Genomic DNA, 23,727 nt, shown 5'->3' on the forward strand with positions numbered 1-23,727 from the left:
TTTAATTTAAAAGAGAGCGCTGATTTAATCAGCGCTAAATTTATACTATCCACTTTTTAAAAAGTGATTTAAAGCTATTTCTTTGGAATACATTTATGCATTTTGTTTACTAAGATCTCGCTGAGCTCCCATATAGCTTCCAATTATATTTTGATAGCCTGGAAGATTACTAGCAAGCAAATTGCCAAAACCTTCGACATCGTTGCGCCAATCGCGTTGTAATTCGCAAGCTACGCTAAACCAGTTCATAAGCTGCACGCCACTATGTGCCATACGAGTATTGGCAGCATCTGCAACTTGTTTACTAAAAGTTCCTGAAGCATCAGTAACAGCAAATACTTCATACCCAGCTTTTATAGCAGAAAGTGCCGGGAAAGCAACGCAAACATCTGTAACTACGCCCGCGATGATAAGTTGCTTTTTTCCAGTTTCTTCGATTGCTTTTACAAAATCATCATTATCCCATGCGTTAATTTGTCCAGGTCGAGCTATTTTTGGTGCGTGAGGAAAGAGATCAACCAATTCTTGCATTAAAGGTCCGTTAGGTCCATGTTCAAAGCTTGTTGTTAAAATAACTGGTAAATCAAAAAACTTAGCAGTTTGAGCGAGAGCTAAAACATTGTTCTTGAATTCATCAACACCATAGTCACGTACTAGTCCAGACATAAGACCAGTTTGATGATCCACTAACAGAACAACAGCATCATCTTTGTTAATACGAGAATAGAGATCAGACATTATGTATTCCTCCTAAAAAATTAAGTAATCGAAGAAAGTTTAAAAAATGGAATAGTATCATAAATTTCTTCGTTTGTTACGATTAGTTTATAAATAAATTGATCGTTAATATTAATTAATCCATAAACTTATGACACATCAATATTTTTCTTAAAAATCAGAAAAATAATATTAGACTAATTTTTAAAAATACTTATTCTCCTTTTATTAATCTAAAATAGTGGTTTTATCTATCCAATTTACAAATTGTTGTAAATAACGCTGAAGATAACGTTTTGTTTGTTCGTCAGTAAGCACTTTCTGATCGGAATCAATCTTTTCATGTACTTGGGAAATCAGCACTTTTTGAAATGGAAGAACATGAGCTTGCATGGCTTCCAGTATTTCTCTGATTTGCATTTGAGCATAAACAGTACCTAATCCCCCAGGAGTTGCACCAATTAAACCAACCGGTTTTCTGCTAAGAACAGCAGATTCCCGAGGTCTTGATGCCCAGTCCAACGCATTCTTTAATACGCCAGGAATTCCAGAATTGTACTCTGGACTTACAATAATGATACCGTCAACGTCCTGGATAGCAGATTTAAAGGATGTCACTGTTTCTGGAACACTTATTTCTAAGTCTTCATTGAACAAAGGTAGATCATTTATCTCGATCCAATGAAATTGATGGGAATCATCCATCCCTGTTAATGATTGAGCAATGATTCGATTATAAGAGTTTTTTCGTAAACTACCACAAATAAGGCCTATGGTTTTAGTCATATATTCCCTCCTTTTATAAGATAAACCAATTATACTATGATATACCAAATTGGTAGAAGTAGTTTTACGCCTAGCCATTGTTCCTCATTTACCAATCTGTTTATGCTTTTTTCAAACTTTGCAACAGAACCTAAAATGCCCCTAATCTATCAGTTAACATTTATTCATTTGTAATCAGTCTTCTAAAAATGATAGCAGTGCTTCATTAAATTCTTTGGCATGTGTTGCATTGAGCCCATGTGGACCACCCTTTATTAAAGCTACCTTAGAATTAGGAATTGCTTCATGTGTTAGCTTCCCACTATATTCAAATGGAACTGTTGCATCTGAATCACCATGAATTACAAGGGTAGGTATATTAAACTTGGCTAAATCTCCTCTGAAGTCCGTTTTGCTGAAAGCAGCGATACAATCTAGTGTTCCTTTAGGCGATGCACCCGCTGCAATACCTCTATTGTAAAGCCGGAATGGTTCACTGACTAAGTCAGTTCTATCTCCAGCAGCAAAAAATCCTCTCGTAAAGTCATCAAGAAATGCTAGGCGATCATTTTTTACTCCATTTTCAAATCCTTGAATTGCTGCATCATCTAATACTCCCTCAGGATGATCTGCTGACTTGTAAAGAAATGGTGGTACAGCTCCTGCAAACACAGCCTTCTCTACTCTATTTGTGCCATAGTTTCCGATATAGCGAGCTACTTCTCCACCCCCCATTGAAAATCCGACCAGTGTCACATTTTGGAGATCCAAATGCTCTAGTAACAGATGTAAATCAGTAGTAAATGTATCATAATCATAACCATTCCATGGCTGAGAAGAGTTCCCGAACCCTCGACGGTCATAAGTTATGACTCTGTATCCAGCCTCAACGAGAGAAGGAACTTGGTATTCCCAAGATCGACTACTTAATGGCCAACCGTGAATTAATACTACTGGCTTCCCTGTACCATGATCCTCATAATATAGTTCAATGGGTGTTTGATTTTCGGTTCCTACAGTAATTTTTGCCATTCTTCTACCTCCAAAAAATATTCTGATTACATGTATTTTTCGTCAATAATCCGGATGAATCTCGTAACCTATTTATAAATAAAGCCAATGATGATACCTGTACCTAAAGCTAATAAAACAGAACCAGTTGGACATTTTTGAGTTTTCTATATTAGAAACGTTTTGCTACTTCACGTGCATTTGCAATTGCTGCCTCTTTAATTTCTTGTGCTTTTTCAGGGTTTGCATTCATTCCTTCAACTGCAAAATATTCTGTATCAGATACACCCATAAATCCTAATACAGCATTTAAGTGTTGACGACCAAAGTCCATTACTGCATATGCTCCTTCAGAGTAAATGCCACCTGTAGCTTGAATGTGAAGTGCTTTTTTACCTTCTAATAATCCAACTGGACCATTTTCAGTATATTTAAATGTTTTACCTGCGATAGATAGGTTATCTAAGTACGCTTTTACTACTGGCGGATAGCTAAAGTTCCACATTGGTGTTACAAATACATAACGATCTGCATTCATAAATGTTTCTAAGTTTGTATTCATTGCTGCAATTTTTTGCTGTTGGCTTTCGCTTAACGCTTCAAAGCCTTCACCTGCTGCGAATTTCCCCCAAGCTGCAAATACTTCTGTATCAATTTCTGGTACAGTTGTGTTAAATAGATCAATTGTTACAACTTCATCTTGTGGATGTTCATTTTTATACGCTTCGATAAATGCTTCCCCTACTGCCATACCGAAAGATGCTTCTGCTGAATTTGGATTTGCTGTAATAAATAGTACTTTTGTCATTTTTATTCCCTCCCTCAGTAAATATCTTTAATTAAAGACTTTCTCTTAAAAAGTAGATTACTTACCTTATGTAAGTATAATACACAACCATTATTTTCCTGTCAATGAAAATAGTTACTTTTTTTAAATAAGTTAGCGAACTCTCCTATCTCGTTTTATTAAATGGGGTATCGCCAACATTACGCGGAAAACATACGCTAAGACAGTTAGCGTGTTTTTTATATTTAGGTTTGTGTACTCAAATATGCAAAAACAAACCATCATAAAAGAGAGTTCGTTTTTGCGTTTTTGGAGGGTATCAATCTGTCGATAAATTGATATTATCATATGCTTGGTGTTGAGATATTGAGAAATAAAAATGTCATTTTATTAAGAGGAAAAGTGGATTTTGCGTTTTGGCATCGCTGGAGGATCAGCGTTATATTCAATGTACAACTTCACTATTCATCTTCTTGCTCCATTTTGTAACGGGGTCTTTTTATTGTAGTAGAAAAAGCACCCTTTCGAGTGCTCATAGGGGTACCGTCAACAGAACTATTTGTAGTCCTGCCGACAAAACACAGATTTTATACGCTAAGACAGTTTCTAAAAGTGAAATCTCATCTTTGCTACTGTAAAAAAACAACTAGCCCCCCACAAGAGGGGCTAGTTAACGTAAAATTCGTTATCAGAAGTAAGGAAACAGCGAAACTTATGGATATTATTAAGATCTTGAAGAGAATTGAAATCTTATGACAAGTAAAGTTTCAGAAACTAATAAAACAAACAAAAGGATTATATGAGGAGCAAATGCAAATGTAAGAATCAAAGCAACCAAAATAGTACATAAAATATTTGCTGTATGACAAATGACAAAAAATCTTGTCTGTTTTTGTTTGATGCTAATAAGAATATAGTTTAAAAAAGCAAGGAAGATAAGTGTATAACCGGCACTCGCGAACCAAAGAGCCTCGATTGTATATGACTTATAATTTATCGGAGTTACAGCAATATGAATGATTCCAATGATAAAAATAGCGACAGTAAATGTTAAAATCCCCTTTCTCATCTAGAAATCTCCCTTCTTCTCTTGGATATATCTATAAATTATATGTGATTAGTTCACATATAATCCGTTATTGGAAGTAACAGCAAATCCCTCTCCACATGGGAGAGGAATTAGTTTTTGAATAATTGTTTGGTAGCACTTAATCCCATAAGAATTCCTCCGCCAATCCCGACTATGATAGCAAGATTGTTCCATTGAGAAGCATAGATTCCACCAAGAAATAAAAGCAATCCAATTAGCAAAAGTTTGATGTCTAATAAACTTCTAATACTCATGACTTCCCCCTCATACACAATGTAACTTAACCAAATTATACTATTCAGGAGAAACTATGTATTGTGCCTTTTTAGCTATATACACTATACATGTAAAGTTTACATAACGCCATATTATCAGTAGCAAAAAAAGGCGTCCCCTTACTCTCATAAGGGATTCGCCTTTTTTCTTTTTATCAATCTATGTAATTTTTTATACATTCCTATTATGGTGTGGGTTTTCGGGTTCTCGTTTGTTACTGGACTAGCCGAAAAACTGCATAAAATTTTGCATGCTCTTAGCGTGTTTTTTTCCGAAATGCTGGCGGTACCCCATCGCTATCAAGTTAAGAAACACATTCTTCCCCAAAACGATAAAAATGAACTTTGGTGCTACAAAAAACACAAAATTTCCATTTAGGGGGTACTTTAAAATCTTAGCTTGATGGCAATGTAGTGGTACCCCATCAATAAAATACATAATTCCCCTTTTAATTAATTGATTTTTCGATTTCCTTACACACCTTCTTCGTTTTATACCACATTGAAGATAGAAAGATAAAGTATAGTATAAATAAAATTGCGACTCCTATATTCATTGTGTTATAGGTTTGCTCACCGAATTTATGTAATATATCTTGTTTAAATGGATTGTCGAAAAGTACAAACATGCAACCAAAGATAACTGTTCCTGCCATTGATACTTGAAGTAGAAATAACTTGTTTTTAAACTGTTTTAACTGTTTTTCTGAATTCATAAATTACACCCCTTATTTCATTAACTTTCCCTTCCTCTTCCCATCTTCTTAATGTAGAAGTGGCCACCCCTAACATTTCCGCCGCCTAACTCATTCTGTTACACCTCACTTTATAAGTGAAGTGTAACAGAATGAGTTAGCTTATTTAAGCATATTTGAATATTTTTAAACAAATTTAATTAAGCTGTTTATTTGGTTCTGGTGCAAAAGCTTCAAGGCAATTGCAAGTAATCTCTAAATCTTGGACATACTGATACTATTACTCTAAAAAGGTGTGTGATTGGTATGAAAAAGAAAAATTTGTTCAAATGGAAGCACTATCAGCCTGATATTATTTTGTTAACTGTACGTTGGTACCTACGGTACAATTTAAGCTTTCGTGATTTGGTAGAAATGATGGAGGAACGGGGTTTATCCATTTCTCATACAACTATTATGCGTTGGGTTCATCAGTATGGTCCTGAATTGGACAAACGAATCCGATGTTACCTCAAACAAATGACTCTTGGAGGGTCGATGAAACATATATCAAAGTAAAAGGTCAATGGATGTACCTGTATCGTGCTGTTGATTCGAAAGGAAAAACAATCGATTTTTCCCTAAGCAAAACAAGAAATCATAAGGCTGCAAAACGCTTTTTCAAGAAAGCTTTGCGGTCTTTTCATGTTTCAAATCCACGTGTTATAACAGTCGATAAGAATCCAGCTTATCCTATAGCAATTGAACAGTTGAAAAAAGAAAAGCATACCTGATAGTATGCAACTTAGACAACAAAAGTACTTGAATAACATAGTAGAACAAGATCATCGCTTTATAAAGAAGCGAATCCGTTCTATGTTAGGGTTCAAATGCTTTGACTCAGCTACATCCATTCTTTCTGGAGTAGAAGCCATGCATATGATGAAAAAAAACAGATTGATTTACGGAATCAGTCTGTCCAAAATCAGAAAGAATTCATCCATCAATTGTTTGGACTTGCAGCATAAGATATGATTCCGTTAGGAATATATGTGCTGTATTCTTTTTTGTTTTATTTTTGCACCAGAACCATAAATACTATACATTAGTTGGAATCACGGTTTTGTAAGTAATTCTCATACTCTTCTAGCCATACTAACATCAAGTTCTGTAATTCAATTGTTTCAATTTTACAAGTGTACTCTTCATCTTCCACATAACGATGTGTAATCATAGTGAAATCTGGTCTAACTTCCAAATCGCAAGAGTTTCCACCGAAATTTGCACAATCAATTTCTTTATTCAAAACTTTATCAAGTTCTTCTATCCACTCTATACCATGAACATCAGATCGTAAAAACTCACCAACTAAAGCGATTTCTTCAGGTAAATTAATAAGTAATATATCAAAAGGTCCTTTACTAAATTCATAGCTATATTTCATAGTTATATTTCCTTCTTCCCCTATTAAAATTATGAACCGAAAGGATAAATATGTAAATAATTAAATAAAGAAAAAATCCCACATTCTAGCTGATTCATGTGCCGACAAGAAATACCTGAGAAGTACAACTCAAAAATTTCCCCTGTGGAGGTCGCTCCACATTGGTTATTAACTTATAATTCAAACTACTATAGAATTTTACTCAACAAATACTATTTTAAGTAGTTCACAACGAGTTAATCTACTTATATAGTCGATCCCGTAGCTCAGCAGGGAGAGCGCCACCTTGACAGATTGATTTACGAGACCCGTCTGTCCAAAATCAGAAAGAATTCATCCATCAATTGTTTGAACTTGCAGCATAAGATACGATTCCGTTAAGAATATAGGCGCTTTATTCTCTTTTATTTTATTTTTGCACCAGAACCGACAATACAGAGTACAAGAATGTGAGTGCAATAATCAAAAGCTTTGCGAGATCTTTCGCAAAGCTTTTATAATGATACATATTATAATAGTATTTTTTGTATTTCTTCTGTGCTTAGACTGGTAAATTTTGCGATATCTTCTAACGGCATTCCATTTTTATGCATACCACGAATTAATTGTGCACGCTCAGCTAATTTACCTTCTTCTTTACCTTCCTCATGAGCATGAGCTATTTTAGCTTGTTCATCTAGAAGTACTTTCTCACGAGCTTCATAAGCTGTTCGGAAAGAAGAATCATGACTCATATTTTCCCATTTATTCATTGCCTTTTGTAAAATTGGATCTTGATTCATCGCAATCTCCTCCAATGTCTGAGTTAAGTGTTCATCTTCATGGGCTGGTAACAATAACATCCAACGGACAAATGTATTTTCCCATGGATTTACTTTTTCTTCACGCCATTGTTTCACTAATTTTGGAATCTCTACAAAATGGATTTCCATATCGTCACTTAATACCTGTTGTGTTTTGACATTCCATAATTGTCCAATGGTGTGAAATGATTCGTCATAAGAAAATAATATGAAATCTAACAAGTTAATAGTGATTGTTTTTCGAAGAGAACGATACGGCATCCCTTCCTGCATTTGGGATGTATAGAGTTTACTCCAATAATATAAAGAGCGTTTTACCATGTCATGTGTATTTCGAAGCTGAATTTCTATATTCACTTGTGTTCCGTTGTTGAGTGTTGCTAATAAGTCTAGTATGGATAACTTATCATCTTCATAAGACTTATGGAGATGTGGGTCTTCCAATTGTAGTGATGAAATAGGTGTATCTAAAGATTCTTCTAAGATAGCGTTTAGAAATCCAATTAAGATTTCTTCATTCCCCTTTGTTCCAAATAACTGTTTAAAAGCAAAATCAATTCGTAAATTTACTAATTTTGTGGACATGGGTTTCCTCTCCCTGTCTTTCTTTTCTTAACTGTATTTTATAAGATAGTCCCTTACATATGCAAATGCTTCTGTATTTCAAGTTTACATCTGTTTATAAATGTATACTTTTATAGACAATGCAAGGGTTTCACTTAACACTAAATACATGAAAGCTAAAAATGTATCTAAAGGTGTACCTTTTGATACCGTACAAGCAAATTAGTAATAAATTTCTCAATATAGATATTGCTACTATTTTTAGTTATACTATTCAAAATTAAAATTTAATGTAATATCATGAAAAGGTGATGGTTATTACCCTATTTGTTTCTCCTTATGCCATAGATAAGATCAGATTCCTGTTCTTATCTTTTTTATTTATGAGGTCTTGTTATACATTCATTAACTTAACAAAATTTTTGTTATGGGTTATTTGTTGTCATTGGCTTGGTGGCGGTGTGGGTTATAAAATTCTTAAGTTGATGGGCATGTATGGTTTACCCCTACTTAGGAATCTCCCACTTCAAACAGTCCGTAAGGACGTTAAGTGGTGAGTAGTTCAATCAACTATCTCTTACAGAAATCAATGAACAAGTGGTTTTCTATGTTATACATGCATAAAGTTTTTTCGGTACCTCATACTAATCATGATTTTTAGAAAAAATCATGATTAAAAGTGAGGTTCAGAAATGGGAAATTCTTTTATTTCAAGCGCCGACGTGCAGCAAAGTGCATGGCAAGCGTTACATGACAGAGGTGTACATATTGAGGACATTGCGAAGTTAACATACTTTTTACAGGAGAAGTATGTGCCGGATTTAACAATAGAAAATTGCATCGAGAATGTAAAGCGTGTAATGGGAAAAAGGGAAGTACAGAATGCTTTATTAACGGGAATTGAACTAGATATTTTGGCTGAAAAAGGAGTATTATCCTCTCCATTGCAACAAATGTTGAAAACAGATGAAAGTTTATATGGAGTAGATGAAATATTAGCATTATCCATCTTAAATTTATACGGAAGCATTAGCTTTACAAACTACGGTTATATCGACAAGTTAAAAGAGGGGATTTTAAGCGAGCTGAATGATAAATCTAAAGGAAAGGTGCATACTTTTTTGGATGATTTAGTTGGTGCGATTGCGTCAGCTGCAGCAAGCCGGTTAGCTCATCGTTATCAAGCAAAGTTAGAAAATGAAGATTCCCGTAAGTAATAACTCATACTAAGAGGCACAGCCACATTGCCATCAACTTAAGAAAACAGATTACCCCCAAAAAGGGGTAGCACCACATCGCTATCAAGCTAACAAAACAAAATACCCCCAAAACGAGAAAATTAACATCTCCGGGTGAAAATGTACAATTTTTTTGTTTTGAGAGCATTATAATATTCTTAAGTTCACATTGTCTTATCATTTAATCTTTAAAAATCTCAGTTATTTCTATAACAACCTTTTGTTTGAAGATAAAATATAAACACAACAAAACCCACAGAAAATAATCTGTGGGTTTTGTTGTGTAAAAAGAAACTTTGGGGAAGCTCGATTTGATCAATTTTATTTTTCTAATTTTATTGCATTAGAAAAATAAAATACACTGTTTATTGAGTGTTTTGCAAATATATTGAGGATAAATTTATCTTATTATCAATATATTTCAAATTACTTTCACAAGCATTACAAAAGACTTTCGTAATCGTTACAAAATTCTTTCATTGCTTTATAGGAGTTCAATCCATATTCCTGAAAAACAAGTGAATTTCCGTTTCTAATTCATGTTAACGATAATTCGTCTATTTCCTCTGTGCTTAAACCGGTGAATTTTAAAAAGGTTTCTATGAGTATACTATGAAAATATTAATTTAATTTTGCTTTAATGTGAGTTTCGCAACTTTAATCCAGCCTTTTGATCTTTAGTGATAGTCTTGAAAGAAATTTATTACAGTTTTGAAAGAGAGTTGAAAGATGTTTAAGATAAGATGGATTTACTGATATTCGTTTTATGTTACAACAAGGGGGAACTACAATATGAAATTACGGAATCAATTGTTATTGATGAATATATTAAGCACCAGTATTATGCTAATTGCTATTTGGTATAGCGAAATGAAAATGTTACTTAGACCGGAACAAACGCAACTATTCATAGGAATTGTAGTCATAGCAATGGCCTTTTCAACGATTATTTACTGGTTAATGACACGTCCTATTATGAAATCGATCCAAAATTTAATTTCATTAACCAAACAATTTAGTGATAGACATTTTGAAACGATGTACATAATAGGGAAAGAACCGGATGAGTTTAAAGAATTAGCCACAGCTTTTCAAGAAATGGCAAAAAAATTAGAAGAAAGCTTTACTAAGTTAGAAAAAGGAGAAAAAGAACGCACTGAGCTGATTGCGAATATTTCACATGACTTACGAACCCCTCTTGCTAGCATACAATTGATGATAGAAGCGTTACAGGATAGTTTAATTGAAGATGCTGATATGAAAAATCAGTATTTAACGACAATTCTAAACGAAATACAACGATTAAGTGGATTAATTAATGATTTATTTGAGCTTTCTAAGTTAGAACTTGGACAAGAAGCATTTCATCCAAGTTTAAAACATGTAGATAGTATTCTATTAAAAGTAATAGATTCACATGCTATCCTATTGAAAGATAAAGAGATTGATTTGCAATTACGTGTTTCAGATACATTACCAAAACTTTGGATTATGCCATGTAAAATAGCACGAGTTATCAATAATTTGTTACATAATGCAATTCGACATTCTCCTACATGTGGCACAATTGAGTTAATTGTAGAAGAAAATAAACAGAAACAGCAAATTATATTCACTTTGCGTGATGAGGGGAATGGGATTTCCTACGATGAACAACTACGTATATTTGAACGCTTTTTCAGAACAGATCCATCAAGAAGCTCACAATCTGGAGGATCTGGACTTGGACTCGCCATTGCAAAATCACTAGTGGAAATGCACAAAGGAGAAATTGGTGTTCGGAATCGTCCAGATGGTAAACAGGGATGTGAATTTTGGTTTACTCTTCCTATTACATCAGAAAAGAAATAAAGTTATGAAAGACTTTTGTAACATTTACGAAAGGGATTTGTTATAACTTTATATTAATATACGAATATATCATTTTAATTCGTATGAAAGAAGTATAAGCAATGTACGTTATATCGTAAAAATAAGGAAAGAAAGGAAGAAATCACATGACTTATAAGAAAAAAGTGATTCCCGCAGCATTAGCATTTGCTGTTTTAGCAAGTCCAGTTTTTTCTTTAAAAGCAGAAGCAAGTACAATATCTGCAACTTCTAGTGCAATTACTTCTGTTGAAAAAGAAAATCCATCATTAAACCTTAAAGAAGGACAAGTATCAGAAGAAAATTCCAATGTAAACCAAGATTTTGATGCAAATTATATCAATAATAATATTATTAAAGCGAATTTTCCATCTGTTACACCACCACACATCAAGGAAGCAAAACCGCTTGAATATCTATATTTAGATTATTCTTATATAAATGGCAATAAAATTATTGGGGATTGGAGAAATAAAGAGCTAAAACATATGGATCCACCACCTAGATTTTATTACGATTTACAATTCATGGGATATAGCCCATCTCAAATTGAAGAATACTTTGGAAGTACTTATGGAGAATCTTTTGTAAAAGGACTTGTTCTGGAAACATTAGAAAGCTTTTTCCAAACTCGATATGCGCAAGATCCAAATGATCCTGATGTACAAAAAATATTACACTCTAAATACTACGAAAAAAGTGATGCTGAAAATGACTTTTTTAATCCAGAATTTTTTGAAGGAGAAGGCGGCTTAAAAAGGGCTATTCTAGAGGAATTTGGAAAGAAAAGTTTAGATGAGCTTGGAATCCAAGTCATTTGGGGTGACAATAATTGGGGCGCTGAAAAGGCTGTAACAATTGGTTATTCAGCAAAGACACCATTTAACCCACTAAAAGATGCTGTATTAACAGAAAAGAAATACTTGAAGAAAGTTCCTGGTGGATCAGCATCCATTCCAGCTAAAAATACAGGATATGAAGTAACATTTGACATCAAAACAGGTCTGACAAATGAACAATCACAATCATTTGCTCACACTGTGGGTGTAAATGCAGGTGTTGGTATTGAAGATATTTTCGAAATTGGAGCAAGTTATGAGTTCCAAAGTACATTTGGTACAAGTATCTCATTAAGTGAAGAACAAACAGTATCTCGTAAGTTTAGTCTTACTAACGAATCAGATCGATCCATTACAGCTGCATTATATCAAGTTACTGCTGAATATTCATTAAAACCAGGTTCAGTAGCTACTGGAATTGTAAACAAAACAGTAAAATCACCTTTCGCACAGTTCTGGCAAGGTGGCCATTATTGGGACACATCTACAAAAGTAAAAGTATCATCTACTTCAACAGGTGCAATTAAAACAGATGATTTAAAATTAGTTCGCTCAGATGTGTTAGAAAAATAAAATTAATCAAATCGAGCTTCCCCCAAGCTTTTTTGAAATAAACAAAACCCACAGAGAACATTGTTCTTTGTGGGTTTTCTATGGAATTAGAATAAAATTTGATTACTAAGAAAGTCCCTTCATAATGCTAAAGTGAATTTACTCATACAAATGATCTGCATATCAAAGATGAATTTATGTGCAGATCATTTGTGTGAGTCTAAATAGTAATTTAGCGTACTCTAGGTTTCAAATTTTAAAGTATTTTAAATCAAATAGTATGGAGCGTGTATTATAATGAAAAAGATTTTATTATCGTTTATAACATTAAGTATATTAATAGGATGTGAAAAAGCTGATTCGTGTGATGAAGCAAGAGCTATCTACTCTGGAAATTGTAATTCTGCTAATACACTGACAAACGACAAAGCTGAATTACAATTAGATTCCAGATAGTTGCCTTAATACTTAATTTTAAACTAATTGTTCAACAGATTATTATACATTTTATAATTACAATAACTTAATTTCTTGTATTTTGATATTGATTGATTTTTTCACGAATAGCTATAGCAATAAATTCTTCAATCGTACTGTTAGTTTCCTCAACTATTTTATTAATAGCTTGATATTCTTTACTGGACATCGTAACTGGTTTTGTCACGCTGCTGCTATCTATGTACACACTATTGTTAACACGTTTTACTAATTTTCCTTCTATTAAATATGGTGTAAGGCTATCAATCCATTCCAATTGCATACCCATAGGTAATTCAATTAAAGACTGACGTACATCAATATACCAAAAGCCCTCTTCTTCTGAAACCTTTAAATTCCTTGGTGAGACATACTGTAGTATTAAGTCAATCAGTTGAAACGAACTGTTACGCAATTGATCAGACTTAGGTATACGGAACTTAACAAACCTCTGATGATGGCTACGTGGTCTATCAGATAATTCGTATGCTGGTACATATCCTAATTTTCTTGCTTCTTTTAAGGTGAATTCACTTCCGAATTCATCTATTAGCATAATATCTCCACGCTTTGGAATAGAAATGACTCTTGCTATCGTACTCCCCTGTATGTACCTCTGGAAAAGCACTGTATTATGCTTTTGAGAGTATGTATACAGTGTATTTGCTTGATTAAATCGTTGTACAAGTTGACGTAACTCTTCTTCTTTAATGAATTTAGTTTCACGGTTACGATGTTCCTGTACAGTGGCAGTTAACTCCCCATCTTCCAACCACTTTTCTAATTGATAGGTGCTTACATGGTTCTGTTGCAAAGTTTTCTACATGGAGCTACACTCTAGAAAACAGGATCTAGGAGAATCAGGCATGAGGTATTTTAAAGGAAAACAATTCAAGAAAGAGATTATTTTAGTAGATGTCGGCTACTACTGTCGTTTTTCTTTAAGTTATCGCGATGTCTCTGAAATCCTGAAAGAACGTGGCATTTCAGTTCACCCAACAACCATCATGCGATGGGTTCATGAATATGGCAATCTCATCTATCAAATTTGGAAAATGAAAAATAAATCTGCACGATTATCTTGGCATTTGGATGAGACTTATATCAAAGTTAAGGGAGAGTGGCGTTATCTCTATCGTGCAATTGATAAGGATGGACACACATTGGATATTCAACTTCGTAAAAAACGGGACCATCAGGCTGCCTATGCCTTCATGAAAAGATTAGTAAAACATTTTGGAGAACCAACGGTTCTCACTACAGACAAAGCGCCGGCATTACTTTGTGCATTTAACAAATTAAGAAAACAAGGATTTTATCAAACTACAATCCATTGTACAATCAAACATTTAAACAACCTTATTGAACAGGATCACAGGCATGTAAAGAGACGTTTTGCCAAATCTGCAGGATTTCAAAATCTTCGTCATGCTTCACGTACGATAAAAGGTATCGAGACCATTCATGCTCTATATAAACAAAGGCGAAGTCTTCAAAGAGACTCCGCCTTTTCAACGTACAATGAACTTCAACAATTACTAGCTACTTCCTAAACATTGTTCCTTATTTACCAACCTGTTTATGCTTTTTTTAAACTTTGCAACAGAACCCTTAGTTATAATATAAATCTATTTCTTCTTTTCATTACATCTTTCATTTAGAGCAAAAAAGGAAACCTTGACCGGAGTCAAGGTTGAAGACATACAATCTTAGGTCTATCTATAATACTTGATGCACCTTTCTTGAAAAGGGATTCTATCATCAAGCAGCACTTCTTCTTGCAGTAATTTTGTTATATTCTCTATTTTTACAATGAATAGTGCGAAGAAGTCGCCCGAATTTGGATATGAAAATAGTCCATACCCCTTTAGTGACAGTATTTTGTTGACCTCCTTAATCTTTTCAGGTAAAAATTCATAATTAAATGCTTCTAGTTTCTCGAGTTCTTCTTGTGTTGCTAATTCAATTTGGTGGGCAAATTCGTAATCAAGAATAAAATTGACAATTTCTTGGTATTGCTCACCTTTATAGTCAACGTATAAAAGCTGTTTCGTCGTCAATCCATATTTTAATAGGTCTTCATGTAAGTCATAACTTCCTTGTTCCTTCAAAAACGTTTCCAAATCCTTGCTATCAGGAAATATAATCTGCGCTATCCCTTGATTAGGCATATTAGCTTCCTCCCTTTTATTGAAATAATTCTCCATGCTTGTTTGGAATATATTCCGGGTAGTTTTTACGATAAAATTGATCGATCATCTGAAGCACAGGGTCCCATTCAGGGTATGGCTCACGTTCTCCAAATACCATTTTCGCTTCTGGAGTATTCATCAGAAAATTATCGATTTGAGTAGGTACTGGCAACCCTAGTTGTTTCCTTACATGGATCAAGAATAAGATTTCAAAAGGATAAAATCCGAATCCGAAATCACCAAATTCACCTAGCTGTCCGATTTCAGAAGCTAATGCAGAATGATACTGAGACATTATCGAAATTAGATGTTCTATTTCTTCTAAATCACCAGTCGACCAACGTCCCAGCACTTCATCATAAATGTTCAGCTCTTCAGGGATTAAGTCGCATCGCAGTTCAGCTTCCTTAAACTTATTTTTCACGGCTAGATGCAATTTTTCATTCGTTCCCATGATGGTTTTATTTTTATACTGCAAGTACAGCTCTAGTAAAAACCAAATATGTCTATCCTCTTCATTGGCATTTATTAAATGTCCACCGAAGTGATGAGCCATAAAATCATATAATATATTTTCTTCTTTCTCCCATCCATACATTGCAAAATGAACTAATGTGAAGACGACTTCGCTAAACCAATATCCCAAGAACATCCTTGGATACCTGATTGTATAAAGATCCTGTCCCATGCACTGGTAAAATAAGACCTTCTGCATGTTTTTTAATCCTTCTGCATTGTTTCCACCGCTGATCAATACATCGTTTTTCCATAGTGACAAGTGATATGAGGATATTTTGCTTAGATTTATTAATAGTATGTGATCTTTCTCTGTTTCATTTTGCTCAACGATTTTCTCAATCTTTCTTCTACTGACATTATATTTATCTTTAACATCTTCAAATTTGATTCCATCCACAAAATTTTTGCTATATCTTTTAAAAGCCATTTCTAACTTTTTGTGGTTTATCATTGTATCCTCCCTATGAATTAATCGATTTTCTTATTCCAGTCTTTTACCTTTAACTCATCAACGCCGAATCCAGTATCAGTAATCTTGATATCTGTTTCAACTCTAATAAAATCGAATTGTAGATCAGGACGCTCCTCCATCAGTTCCTCTAAGTTATCTCTGAAACTGGCATACCTAGGATCTTTGCTTTTAACCATGTCTTGTAAGTACGTATCTCCACCCTTTTTCTGTTTATCCGAGTAACTAAAACTAGCGGAATCTGATGCCTTCGATTCAATAATCGTTAACTTTGGCGGCGGCCCTTCCGATAGGAACGCTGCATCTATGCCGTTTCTCCCCACTTGGAACAGATCGGAAACGTCTTTACCTAAATTATTTTGTCTAGCTAGGATTTTTGTCACTTCTTCTCCAAAATCACCTTTATCACAAGAGAAATATTTAGAATTATCGATTTTTTCCATGCTCCTTTGCAACCTCCAAGTCATAATGATCACTTATAACATCTTTCGTATCCAACTTGTTGGCCAATTTTTTGCTTAGTAGTTCGGCTAGTAGCCGTTGTAAAAGTTGGACGGCGCCTTATTAAATCGTTGATTCAGTCCCTCAGGACTGATAAGTACTGCTGTTGATGCTTCTAAACAGCTAGATAACTGAGTTAAAGAAGTCATAGCTACATTTTGACTCATCCATACACATAAAGCTATTAAATCTTTTGCTTGGTACTTACTGGTTCGTTGTACAAAACCAACATCTCTAGCAAGATCGCGTAAGGTATTTGGAGATAAAAAACTTTGAATCTCTTGAGCAAATAGTTGTAATTCGTCAGACACAGAAATAGACATACAAAAACGCCATCCTTTCTATATGGAGTGAACCCTGAGAATGAGACGATAAAAAACACCTCTCTAAATCGTAAGTATCAGTTATGATTTTAATGGAGGTGTTTTTCGCATGGGGAAAAAGAATCATTATCCCGCCGAAATAAAGTGGAAAGTAGTTGAAATGAAACACCAAGGATTCAAAAATAAAGAAATTATGGATGCCTTAGGAATTAAACATGTGGCTCAAATTAAAACTTGGATGAAATGGTATCGTGAAGGCGAAACCTATCGGTTTGAACAATCTATTGGAAGACAATCTGCACATGGAAAAGGTTTAAAAAAGTTAACAGAACTTGAACAAAAAGAATTAGAAATACGTTATTTAAAGGCAAAGATTATATTGCTGGAAAAGTGCCAAGAAATTTTAAGGAGGTGGGAGGAAAAGAAGAAATAATGAAAATGATAAAGGAATGGCAATCAACTTTCACAATTGCAGAACTGTGTTCCATATTTAATATTTCACGTGCTACTTATTATCGTTGGAAAAAGCACGAGAAAACAGTAACTAATCATGAAGAAAAAACCGTAATAGAAATATGTCAACATCATAAATATCGGTATGGATATCGTCGGGTTACAGCTTGTCTACGTGATCAATTTAACATCGTAATGAATCATAAAAGAGTATTACGTATCATGAGAAAATACAACGTATTATCTCGAGTTAGAAAAAAGAAAAAGATATTTGTGCTCGGTCATGAACCAGTGGTAGCTAAAAATAGAATACAACGGAGATTTAAAGCTACCAAGCCTAATGAAAAATGGTTCACTGATATCACGTATTTGATGTTCGGCAATAAGACTCTTTATTTTTCATCTATTATAGATGGGTTTAACAATGAAATTGTAAGTTATAAAATAGGTGAGACACAGGATGTTTCTCTTGTATTAGATACTCTAAAAGAGGCTTTAAGAAAGCGAAATGTGATTGATACGATTTTGCATTCGGATCAAGGAAAAGTGTATACATCAAAACAATTTCAAACATATGCCAAAGAAAAAGGCATTATCACAAGCATGTCTCGTACAGGAAACTGCCATGATAATGCCCTCATAGAATCCTTTCATTCTCATTTGAAATCCGAAGGATTCTATGCGCAAAATATAAAACAATCGAATAATGCTAGTATAATACAAACTGTGGATGAATATATCCACTACTATAATAATGAACGGATTCAGAGAAAATTAGATAATATGTCACCTATAGCTTATAGGAAACATGTTGTCTAGGTGTTTTTTCTTTGTCTCACCAAATGGGGTCAGACCACTATATATGCCTACAAAAAGTATAGCGTTTTTTTATATTAGAATAAACTAAAAATTAAATTATATTAATATTCTTATGTGTTGGGTGAACACTTATTTTCCTCATATAACGTATTAACATGCTGTTTTAAATTTTTGATGAATAATAGAATCTCTTGACTAGACATTCTAGCATGTTGAAGGTGAAATATGTTGCCTTTTCCAATTTCTAACTCGTTTGAATTCAATGTAATAGGGATATTCATAAAGACATGCCATGGAAAATACAAGTGTACAAAAGTTTCTCTAAAATATATACCCGATTGACAAATTAATACGCCATCCGATCCTTTACTCAAATTACCAAGGACAGAGGTATCTAAAAAAGCAATGATTTCTTCTTCTTTTGAAACAACATATCGTGCCCAAATTTCCTTTAGCTTTTTGTCTGAAATATGAGTGTCTACAAATAATCCATTATCAGGTTCTAATAATTCATCGTACGTCTCAAACAAAGAGCAGATTGATTTTATCTCATCATTTTTTATAACTGGATGTATATCATTTTGCTTTGAATTATGGAACGAATTTGTAAGAGCTATAAGTAATTCTTTAAATAACTGCGGTGGATAATCACTGCCGTTAATATTAAAACTTTTTTGTGCATCAAAAGATAAAAAACCATCTTTATCAATTTCGATTTGTTGCACTTCATTTAATTTATCCCATTTCATATTTCCTTTACCTAATAACCAATTTTTCCAATATAAACCCGAACTTGTAAAATAAACACCATATTTTCCTGAGCCAAATAAATTGCAACTTAAAAATGCAATAATCCGATCATCCGTTGGTATAGAGAAATGTTTTTTTGCAATTGATAAGAAATCTTCAGGTATTCTAGTAACATAAAATCTAGACTGCTGATATTCTAAACAAATATCAGTTAAACGATTAATATCTATATTCAGCATGATAATTCTCCGCTTCTTATATATTATTGATATGTAAATTATAATATTATCAGGTAAATATTAACACTTAAAATTCGCTTAAATTGAGAGGCACTCTATTGGATTCTAAAATAAATTTGTATTAAATTGAAAAATTTATTATTTATTTTTATCGTTTTGGGGTAGTGTCTTCTTATTAGCTTGATAGCGATGGGGCGGTACCCCAAGTAGGAAATATCGGGATTAAGATAGATATAAGTAGAAAAACTAATAAAGTAATAAGGTTTACTTCAGTAAAATAAGGTATATTATATTTGTTGAATAGATTCCCTTTAAAGAAAAGAAGGTGAACAAAGTGGGAAAATATCAATTGGATCACAAAGGTCAGGTAGCTGTGGCAAAGTTTCATGAAAAACAGAAGCCTGCCAAATTTGATAAAAAGCAGCAACTTGAAAAATTGCGTGCGGAGTATTTGAAAAAGAAGAAAAAACAAACAGATAAATAATATGTTACGTTTTTCCTAATTTTAAGTGCGAACAAACACAAGAAAAAAGTGGATACCTACTCTCACAAGGAATCCACTTTTTCTTTTTCTACAACTCTATTTTATACGTTCCTACCCTGGTTGGTGGTACCCCTTCTTGCTCTTACCAAAACCTCCACCACTAGCTCATTTACATAATTATCGTTACAGGAAGTTAAGTATTATGATTTTTTCTTGGAATAGATGTAGAGATATAAGTCACATCTTTTTTAATTTTAGCTATATATAAAATTTAACCAAGATGCTCAGAAAAATGTGAAGCACATTGCATTACTATATCTAGGGGTCACCATATCATTTTAAGAAAATTGTATGTTAAGGAGTTTATAAAGGTAGTGGATACTTAATAAGCGTTTATAAATATTTTGCAACATGTTTATAAACGTGATAAACCCTGATTTTATAAGGGTAAAAGTTATGTTCTTAAAGGTATATCTTTATAAACAAGCGTTCGCTTTTCCTATTGGGGAAAATAGGCTTAGCGTACAGTATACGACTTAAAATATGTCTAAATTGTGTCGTAACGTACAATTTTCTTTTTTTGATATGGTGAGACCAACTACTAAAATCCTTTCAAAATTTAACATTTTTAAATTAAAACTTCCCAGTTTTAATCCACATTCCTCCATCGCAATGATCTGTATCTACACATTTTAAACTGTAGTTCACCCAACCTACTGCTGCGTTGTAAGTTCCTGTATCAAAATTACGGATTCTGTAGTCGTAAAAAGTCCTATTACCCTGCCAGATTTTAACATATACTCCGTACATTCCGTAGTTTTGTGCACGAAACGTGACCCTTTCTCCAGGAGATAACCAAATCCGTCCTTGACTATATTCATAATCAGCATGGACACGTAAAGATCTATGATCTGCAGCAGAAGCTTCAGATTGAGGAAAAAATGCAAAAAACATTGCAAAGCATAAAATAAATACTAATAAGCATTTTTTTATAATTCCTTGAGATAATGTCATTAAATCATCTCCTTTATAAGTGTTATTTTTCTAATACCAACTAGTCGGTATTAATTAATTTATTATATGATGGAGAATGTGTTACTATTAATTAAATATTCAGTTTTTTAAAAGGAGGTTGTTATGGGGAATTATCATCAGAAACAATCAGAAAACACCATTAAAAAATTAATGCAATCAGGAATTAGTTTGTTTTCTAAACAAGGCTATTCTAGTACAAGTGTTGATCAAATTGTGAAACATGCTGGTTACTCTAAAGGTGCTTTCTATGTTCATTTTTCTAATAAAGAGGAGTTTTTGTTGAAACTGATAAAAGAAGGAATTGATTTTTATTTTGAAGATTTAAAAGAAGCTCTTACTCAAAAAGAGTGTGATTTACTAAAGGAGTTTAAAGAACACTCTTTGCGTCTGGTAAATGAATCTTATGAAAAAGGATCTTCTCCCATGCTTCTCCAAGGATGTATGATATCTAATCAATTACCTCTAATAAAAGAAAGGCTTATTCTCCAAATGGAAGAATGGAGATCATTTCTTACACATTTTTTTCAGATAATGAAAGACGAAGGTATAATCGGAAGTCCATTAGATGCCAGAACTTTAGCAACAGCAGGAATGGCTCTTTTTAATGGATTTAATTTGCAACACTTTGTAGACAATCGAATTCAAATACAGGACATGCTAAGTGTTTTTGTTGAATTACTCCAAATCCAAGAGCCTAATAAATAAGATGGATAAGAGTATGATATTTGAATGATAGTTTATGAGTACTCTATACATGTGAGGTTAACATAACGCATCATTATCAGTAGCAAGGACATGGGGGAATCCTTAGTTTTATCAGATTCTCTCTTTTTCTTATGTAAAATCGATATACATGATTTTATACATGGTTGATGTAGCGGGGATTCTGGGGATCCTCGCTATTCTTTTTTTGCATAAAATTTTGTATATAGAAAAACGATTTTGGTGTGGGTATTGAGATGTAATGAGTATTTAATTTTAAAACAAGTGAAACGTGAATTATTAGGGAAAAGGGTATATCATTGCTATAGCGAATATATTTTTGAGGTTAAGCGCTATGAAGACGTTATATAGTCCTGGCGATGTGGCAGAGCAACTAGGTATCCAATCTAGTACATTACGTAAGTATGCTGATGTACTAGAAAAAGAGGGTTATACTTTCATAAAGAATAAACGTGGGCATAGGAAGTATAGAGAAAGTGATGTAATGGTGTTTCGTAAGGTTATCAACCTAAAGAACGACACAGACATAACATTAGAAAACGCCACAAAACAAATAGTATCATGGCATCAAGGTGTTGAGGTATTGCCATTAGAACGACACGAAATTGAGCGCTATGAAGAACCCAATTTCAACGCCACAACGCTACAGACGATGATTCAAAATCAAAAAGAAGTCATTGAAAAGCAAAATGACTTACTACAGGAATTGACCAAACGATTAGCGGAGCAAGACCAGCGATTCATACAAAGAGAATCAGAGTTATTGAGCGCTATACAAGCGATACAGGAATCCCATGCTCTTATAGCGATGAATACAAGCGAAGACATGGTGAAGAATCAAGGTCGTGATAAAATGCTTATGCAAACAATAAGAGAAGTTCAGGAAGTTAAGAAGATAATTGCAGCAAGTAAAGATAAGAAATGGTATGAGTTTTGGAAATAATCTTTTGAATTTTGATTAATTAAGGGGTGAATTGAAATGGGAAGATACCCAACGATTACAATAATAAAAGAATTAGATAATAGCAAATATGCGATTTATAGTTTTGGTCCTCATATTGATAGTTGCGAGCAATACCCAGAAAGGTATGAAAGATGGCGTTTTAAGATTTTGAAAGATAAAATAACCTTTGAAGAAGGCTATATTTTACTTGATGATATGCCTAAAGAACATTTCCAATTATTTTATAAGTGCGCATTTAAAGTATATAAGCAAGTTGAAGAATGTGGTGGAATGGAGAATTTTAAAAATATTGATTTACCAGATCGAATTTCATTTGCTATTTAAAATTTATTAGGATAGATTGTATTTTATTTTAAAATAAGTATTTTTATATTCCTTTATTTACAGTGTTTTGAATGTATACTTTTGTTGTGCATTTTGCGGATATCAGAGGATTTGGTATAAGGTCGATGTTTTATGATATTTGAATGTAAACTAATATTCAAAAGTTTACTTTCGGGTGTTTTTGATAAATATGGATTTGAAGGTGTTGCATAAGAATTACCTGATCCTATTAGTCGGTGGTTGGTAGAATATGGTCAAAATGCTAAACTTATTAAGTAAGAGAGGAGAAATAATTAAATGATTAAGCCTTTATATGTAGAAAATATTATAGTAGGTGTAAAATATAAAAATAAGTTCAATTGGTATATAACTGAACCGCATTTATGGTATTTAGATTATAATCAAGCTGGGTACTCTCCTAGTGAATATCCAGAAGAAAGAAAAGGCATTAGTATTTTAAATGAGACTACAATAGCTCATTTTTTAGAAAGAATAGAAAAATATGAAAGATTTACAGAAGATATTCGGTTAGAATTTTTAAGGGAATTAAGAACTAATAGAGAAGAAGCCTATTATGATTATAATCCATGTTTCTTGATAGATTTTGAACGTTTAATTTTTTATTCTAATTATCCGGAATCAATATCTTTTGAAGAATATATTCCGAATAACTGGAGAGGTTATTTACAGCGATTTGATGAACAAGTACTCTATGAGTATAGATACTGGGAAGATAAGAATAAAAGCTATTTAGTTAGAGAGGATTAAGTTATACAAGGGGTCCGCCACATTGCCATCAAGCTAGTATTTTGAATTGCCCCTAAAAC

25 protein-coding genes and 4 pseudogenes are annotated in these 23,727 nt (G+C 33.3%); 12 read left to right on the forward strand and 17 right to left on the reverse strand.

Going from position 1 to position 23,727, the window contains the following annotated elements; all coding sequences use genetic code 11:
• Nucleotides 1–93: 93 nt before the first annotated feature.
• The 8 genes from ycaC to QRY57_RS27205 form a co-directional block, all read right to left on the reverse strand.
• Nucleotides 94–738 carry an isochorismate family cysteine hydrolase YcaC gene (ycaC, locus tag QRY57_RS17820; RefSeq protein ID WP_035414825.1) on the reverse strand — a complete coding sequence of 215 codons (645 nt, stop codon included), beginning with the start codon at nucleotides 736–738 and terminating at the stop codon, nucleotides 94–96.
• A gap of 207 nt (nucleotides 739–945) precedes the next feature.
• Nucleotides 946–1,503: an NADPH-dependent FMN reductase gene (locus QRY57_RS17825; RefSeq protein WP_098303539.1), complete on the reverse strand. Its 558-nt coding sequence runs from the start codon at nucleotides 1,501–1,503 to the stop codon at nucleotides 946–948.
• A gap of 174 nt (nucleotides 1,504–1,677) precedes the next feature.
• Nucleotides 1,678–2,514, reverse strand: coding sequence for an alpha/beta fold hydrolase (locus QRY57_RS17830; protein WP_286015756.1), 837 nt, complete (start codon nucleotides 2,512–2,514; stop codon nucleotides 1,678–1,680).
• A 151-nt stretch (nucleotides 2,515–2,665) separates the two neighbouring features.
• A complete protein-coding gene (locus QRY57_RS17835; RefSeq protein WP_286015757.1) occupies nucleotides 2,666–3,301 on the reverse strand; it encodes an FMN-dependent NADH-azoreductase in 636 nt (211 codons plus the stop codon).
• Nucleotides 3,302–4,004: 703 nt separating this feature from the next.
• Complete coding sequence (locus QRY57_RS17840; protein WP_286015758.1) at nucleotides 4,005–4,349, reverse strand: hypothetical protein; 345 nt, start codon at nucleotides 4,347–4,349, stop codon at nucleotides 4,005–4,007.
• A gap of 110 nt (nucleotides 4,350–4,459) precedes the next feature.
• Nucleotides 4,460–4,624 carry a hypothetical protein gene (locus QRY57_RS17845; RefSeq protein WP_286015759.1) on the reverse strand — a complete coding sequence of 55 codons (165 nt, stop codon included), beginning with the start codon at nucleotides 4,622–4,624 and terminating at the stop codon, nucleotides 4,460–4,462.
• A 470-nt stretch (nucleotides 4,625–5,094) separates the two neighbouring features.
• Entirely contained in the window at nucleotides 5,095–5,361 is a 267-nt protein-coding gene (locus QRY57_RS17850; protein ID WP_286015760.1) for a hypothetical protein, read from the reverse strand.
• Nucleotides 5,330–5,437: a MerR family transcriptional regulator gene (locus QRY57_RS27205; protein ID WP_432804055.1), complete on the reverse strand. Its 108-nt coding sequence runs from the start codon at nucleotides 5,435–5,437 to the stop codon at nucleotides 5,330–5,332. The genes QRY57_RS17850 and QRY57_RS27205 overlap by 32 nt, the downstream gene beginning before the upstream one ends.
• Nucleotides 5,438–5,646: 209 nt before the next feature.
• Between QRY57_RS27205 and QRY57_RS17855 the strand changes: the two are divergent.
• Nucleotides 5,647–6,347 (forward strand): annotated as a pseudogene (locus QRY57_RS17855) (IS6 family transposase).
• A 77-nt stretch (nucleotides 6,348–6,424) separates the two neighbouring features.
• Here the strand turns inward: QRY57_RS17855 and QRY57_RS17860 are convergent.
• Nucleotides 6,425–6,763 (reverse strand): hypothetical protein, encoded by a 339-nt coding sequence (locus QRY57_RS17860; RefSeq protein ID WP_286015761.1) that lies wholly within the window; start codon nucleotides 6,761–6,763, stop codon nucleotides 6,425–6,427.
• Between the two features lie 290 nt (nucleotides 6,764–7,053).
• Between QRY57_RS17860 and QRY57_RS17865 the strand changes: the two are divergent.
• Nucleotides 7,054–7,128, forward strand: a pseudogene (locus QRY57_RS17865) (IS6 family transposase); the annotation flags it as partial.
• A gap of 144 nt (nucleotides 7,129–7,272) precedes the next feature.
• Here the strand turns inward: QRY57_RS17865 and QRY57_RS17870 are convergent.
• Nucleotides 7,273–8,151 carry an Rpn family recombination-promoting nuclease/putative transposase gene (locus QRY57_RS17870; protein WP_286015762.1) on the reverse strand — a complete coding sequence of 293 codons (879 nt, stop codon included), beginning with the start codon at nucleotides 8,149–8,151 and terminating at the stop codon, nucleotides 7,273–7,275.
• Nucleotides 8,152–8,822: 671 nt separating this feature from the next.
• Here QRY57_RS17870 and QRY57_RS17875 point away from each other — a divergent pair.
• The 3 genes from QRY57_RS17875 to QRY57_RS17885 all read left to right on the forward strand — a co-directional run bounded on the left by QRY57_RS17875 (nucleotide 8,823) and on the right by QRY57_RS17885 (nucleotide 12,649).
• Nucleotides 8,823–9,347, forward strand: coding sequence for a phosphatidylglycerophosphatase A family protein (locus tag QRY57_RS17875; RefSeq protein WP_286015763.1), 525 nt, complete (start codon nucleotides 8,823–8,825; stop codon nucleotides 9,345–9,347).
• 813 nt (nucleotides 9,348–10,160) lie between these two features.
• Nucleotides 10,161–11,219: a sensor histidine kinase gene (locus tag QRY57_RS17880; RefSeq protein WP_286015764.1), complete on the forward strand. Its 1,059-nt coding sequence runs from the start codon at nucleotides 10,161–10,163 to the stop codon at nucleotides 11,217–11,219.
• 146 nt (nucleotides 11,220–11,365) lie between these two features.
• Entirely contained in the window at nucleotides 11,366–12,649 is a 1,284-nt protein-coding gene (locus QRY57_RS17885; RefSeq protein WP_286015765.1) for a hypothetical protein, read from the forward strand.
• Nucleotides 12,650–13,151: 502 nt separating this feature from the next.
• Here the strand turns inward: QRY57_RS17885 and QRY57_RS17890 are convergent.
• Nucleotides 13,152–13,904: pseudogene (locus QRY57_RS17890) on the reverse strand (DNA-binding protein); the annotation flags it as partial.
• Nucleotides 13,905–13,971: 67 nt separating this feature from the next.
• Here QRY57_RS17890 and QRY57_RS17895 point away from each other — a divergent pair.
• A complete protein-coding gene (locus QRY57_RS17895) occupies nucleotides 13,972–14,658 on the forward strand; it encodes an IS6 family transposase (protein WP_286015767.1) in 687 nt (228 codons plus the stop codon).
• A 162-nt stretch (nucleotides 14,659–14,820) separates the two neighbouring features.
• Here QRY57_RS17895 and QRY57_RS17900 read toward each other — a convergent pair whose 3' ends face one another.
• The 4 genes and pseudogenes from QRY57_RS17900 to QRY57_RS17915 all read right to left on the reverse strand — a co-directional run.
• Entirely contained in the window at nucleotides 14,821–15,276 is a 456-nt protein-coding gene (locus QRY57_RS17900) for a hypothetical protein (RefSeq protein WP_286015768.1), read from the reverse strand.
• A gap of 16 nt (nucleotides 15,277–15,292) precedes the next feature.
• Complete coding sequence (locus QRY57_RS17905) at nucleotides 15,293–16,267, reverse strand: hypothetical protein (RefSeq protein ID WP_286015769.1); 975 nt, start codon at nucleotides 16,265–16,267, stop codon at nucleotides 15,293–15,295.
• A gap of 17 nt (nucleotides 16,268–16,284) precedes the next feature.
• Complete coding sequence (locus tag QRY57_RS17910; protein ID WP_286015770.1) at nucleotides 16,285–16,728, reverse strand: hypothetical protein; 444 nt, start codon at nucleotides 16,726–16,728, stop codon at nucleotides 16,285–16,287.
• 52 nt (nucleotides 16,729–16,780) lie between these two features.
• A pseudogene (locus tag QRY57_RS17915) lies at nucleotides 16,781–17,109 on the reverse strand (IS4 family transposase); the annotation flags it as partial.
• Between the two features lie 109 nt (nucleotides 17,110–17,218).
• Between QRY57_RS17915 and QRY57_RS17920 the strand changes: the two are divergent.
• Nucleotides 17,219–18,381 (forward strand): IS3 family transposase gene (locus QRY57_RS17920; protein WP_286015498.1). Its coding sequence is split into 2 segments (ribosomal slippage): nucleotides 17,219–17,486 and nucleotides 17,486–18,381, totalling 1,164 coding nucleotides; the frame shifts between segments, so codons are not numbered across the junction.
• A 110-nt stretch (nucleotides 18,382–18,491) separates the two neighbouring features.
• On the opposite strand, the gene QRY57_RS17925 is transcribed toward QRY57_RS17920, so the two are convergent.
• The gene (locus tag QRY57_RS17925) at nucleotides 18,492–19,370 is read right to left on the reverse strand and encodes a hypothetical protein (protein WP_286015771.1); all 879 of its coding nucleotides are present in this window, start codon (nucleotides 19,368–19,370) and stop codon (nucleotides 18,492–18,494) included.
• A 334-nt stretch (nucleotides 19,371–19,704) separates the two neighbouring features.
• Between QRY57_RS17925 and QRY57_RS17930 the strand changes: the two genes are divergently transcribed.
• Nucleotides 19,705–19,854: a hypothetical protein gene (locus QRY57_RS17930; RefSeq protein WP_286015772.1), complete on the forward strand. Its 150-nt coding sequence runs from the start codon at nucleotides 19,705–19,707 to the stop codon at nucleotides 19,852–19,854.
• A 633-nt stretch (nucleotides 19,855–20,487) separates the two neighbouring features.
• Here QRY57_RS17930 and QRY57_RS17935 read toward each other — a convergent pair.
• Entirely contained in the window at nucleotides 20,488–20,868 is a 381-nt protein-coding gene (locus QRY57_RS17935; protein WP_286015773.1) for a hypothetical protein, read from the reverse strand.
• 123 nt (nucleotides 20,869–20,991) lie between these two features.
• On the opposite strand from QRY57_RS17935, the gene QRY57_RS17940 reads away from it, so the two are divergent.
• The 4 genes from QRY57_RS17940 (at nucleotide 20,992) to QRY57_RS17955 (ending at nucleotide 23,668) form a co-directional block, all read left to right on the forward strand.
• Nucleotides 20,992–21,594: a TetR/AcrR family transcriptional regulator gene (locus QRY57_RS17940; RefSeq protein WP_286015774.1), complete on the forward strand. Its 603-nt coding sequence runs from the start codon at nucleotides 20,992–20,994 to the stop codon at nucleotides 21,592–21,594.
• A 352-nt stretch (nucleotides 21,595–21,946) separates the two neighbouring features.
• Nucleotides 21,947–22,555 carry a DUF3967 domain-containing protein gene (locus QRY57_RS17945; RefSeq protein ID WP_286015775.1) on the forward strand — a complete coding sequence of 203 codons (609 nt, stop codon included), beginning with the start codon at nucleotides 21,947–21,949 and terminating at the stop codon, nucleotides 22,553–22,555.
• 36 nt (nucleotides 22,556–22,591) lie between these two features.
• A complete protein-coding gene (locus QRY57_RS17950; RefSeq protein WP_286015776.1) occupies nucleotides 22,592–22,900 on the forward strand; it encodes a hypothetical protein in 309 nt (102 codons plus the stop codon).
• 297 nt (nucleotides 22,901–23,197) lie between these two features.
• Entirely contained in the window at nucleotides 23,198–23,668 is a 471-nt protein-coding gene (locus tag QRY57_RS17955; protein ID WP_286015777.1) for a hypothetical protein, read from the forward strand.
• The last annotated feature ends 59 nt before the right edge of the window (nucleotides 23,669–23,727 follow it).

Origin of the sequence: Bacillus arachidis (assembly GCF_030285945.1) — a bacterium.
GTDB lineage: Bacteria > Bacillota > Bacilli > Bacillales > Bacillaceae_G > Bacillus_A > Bacillus_A arachidis.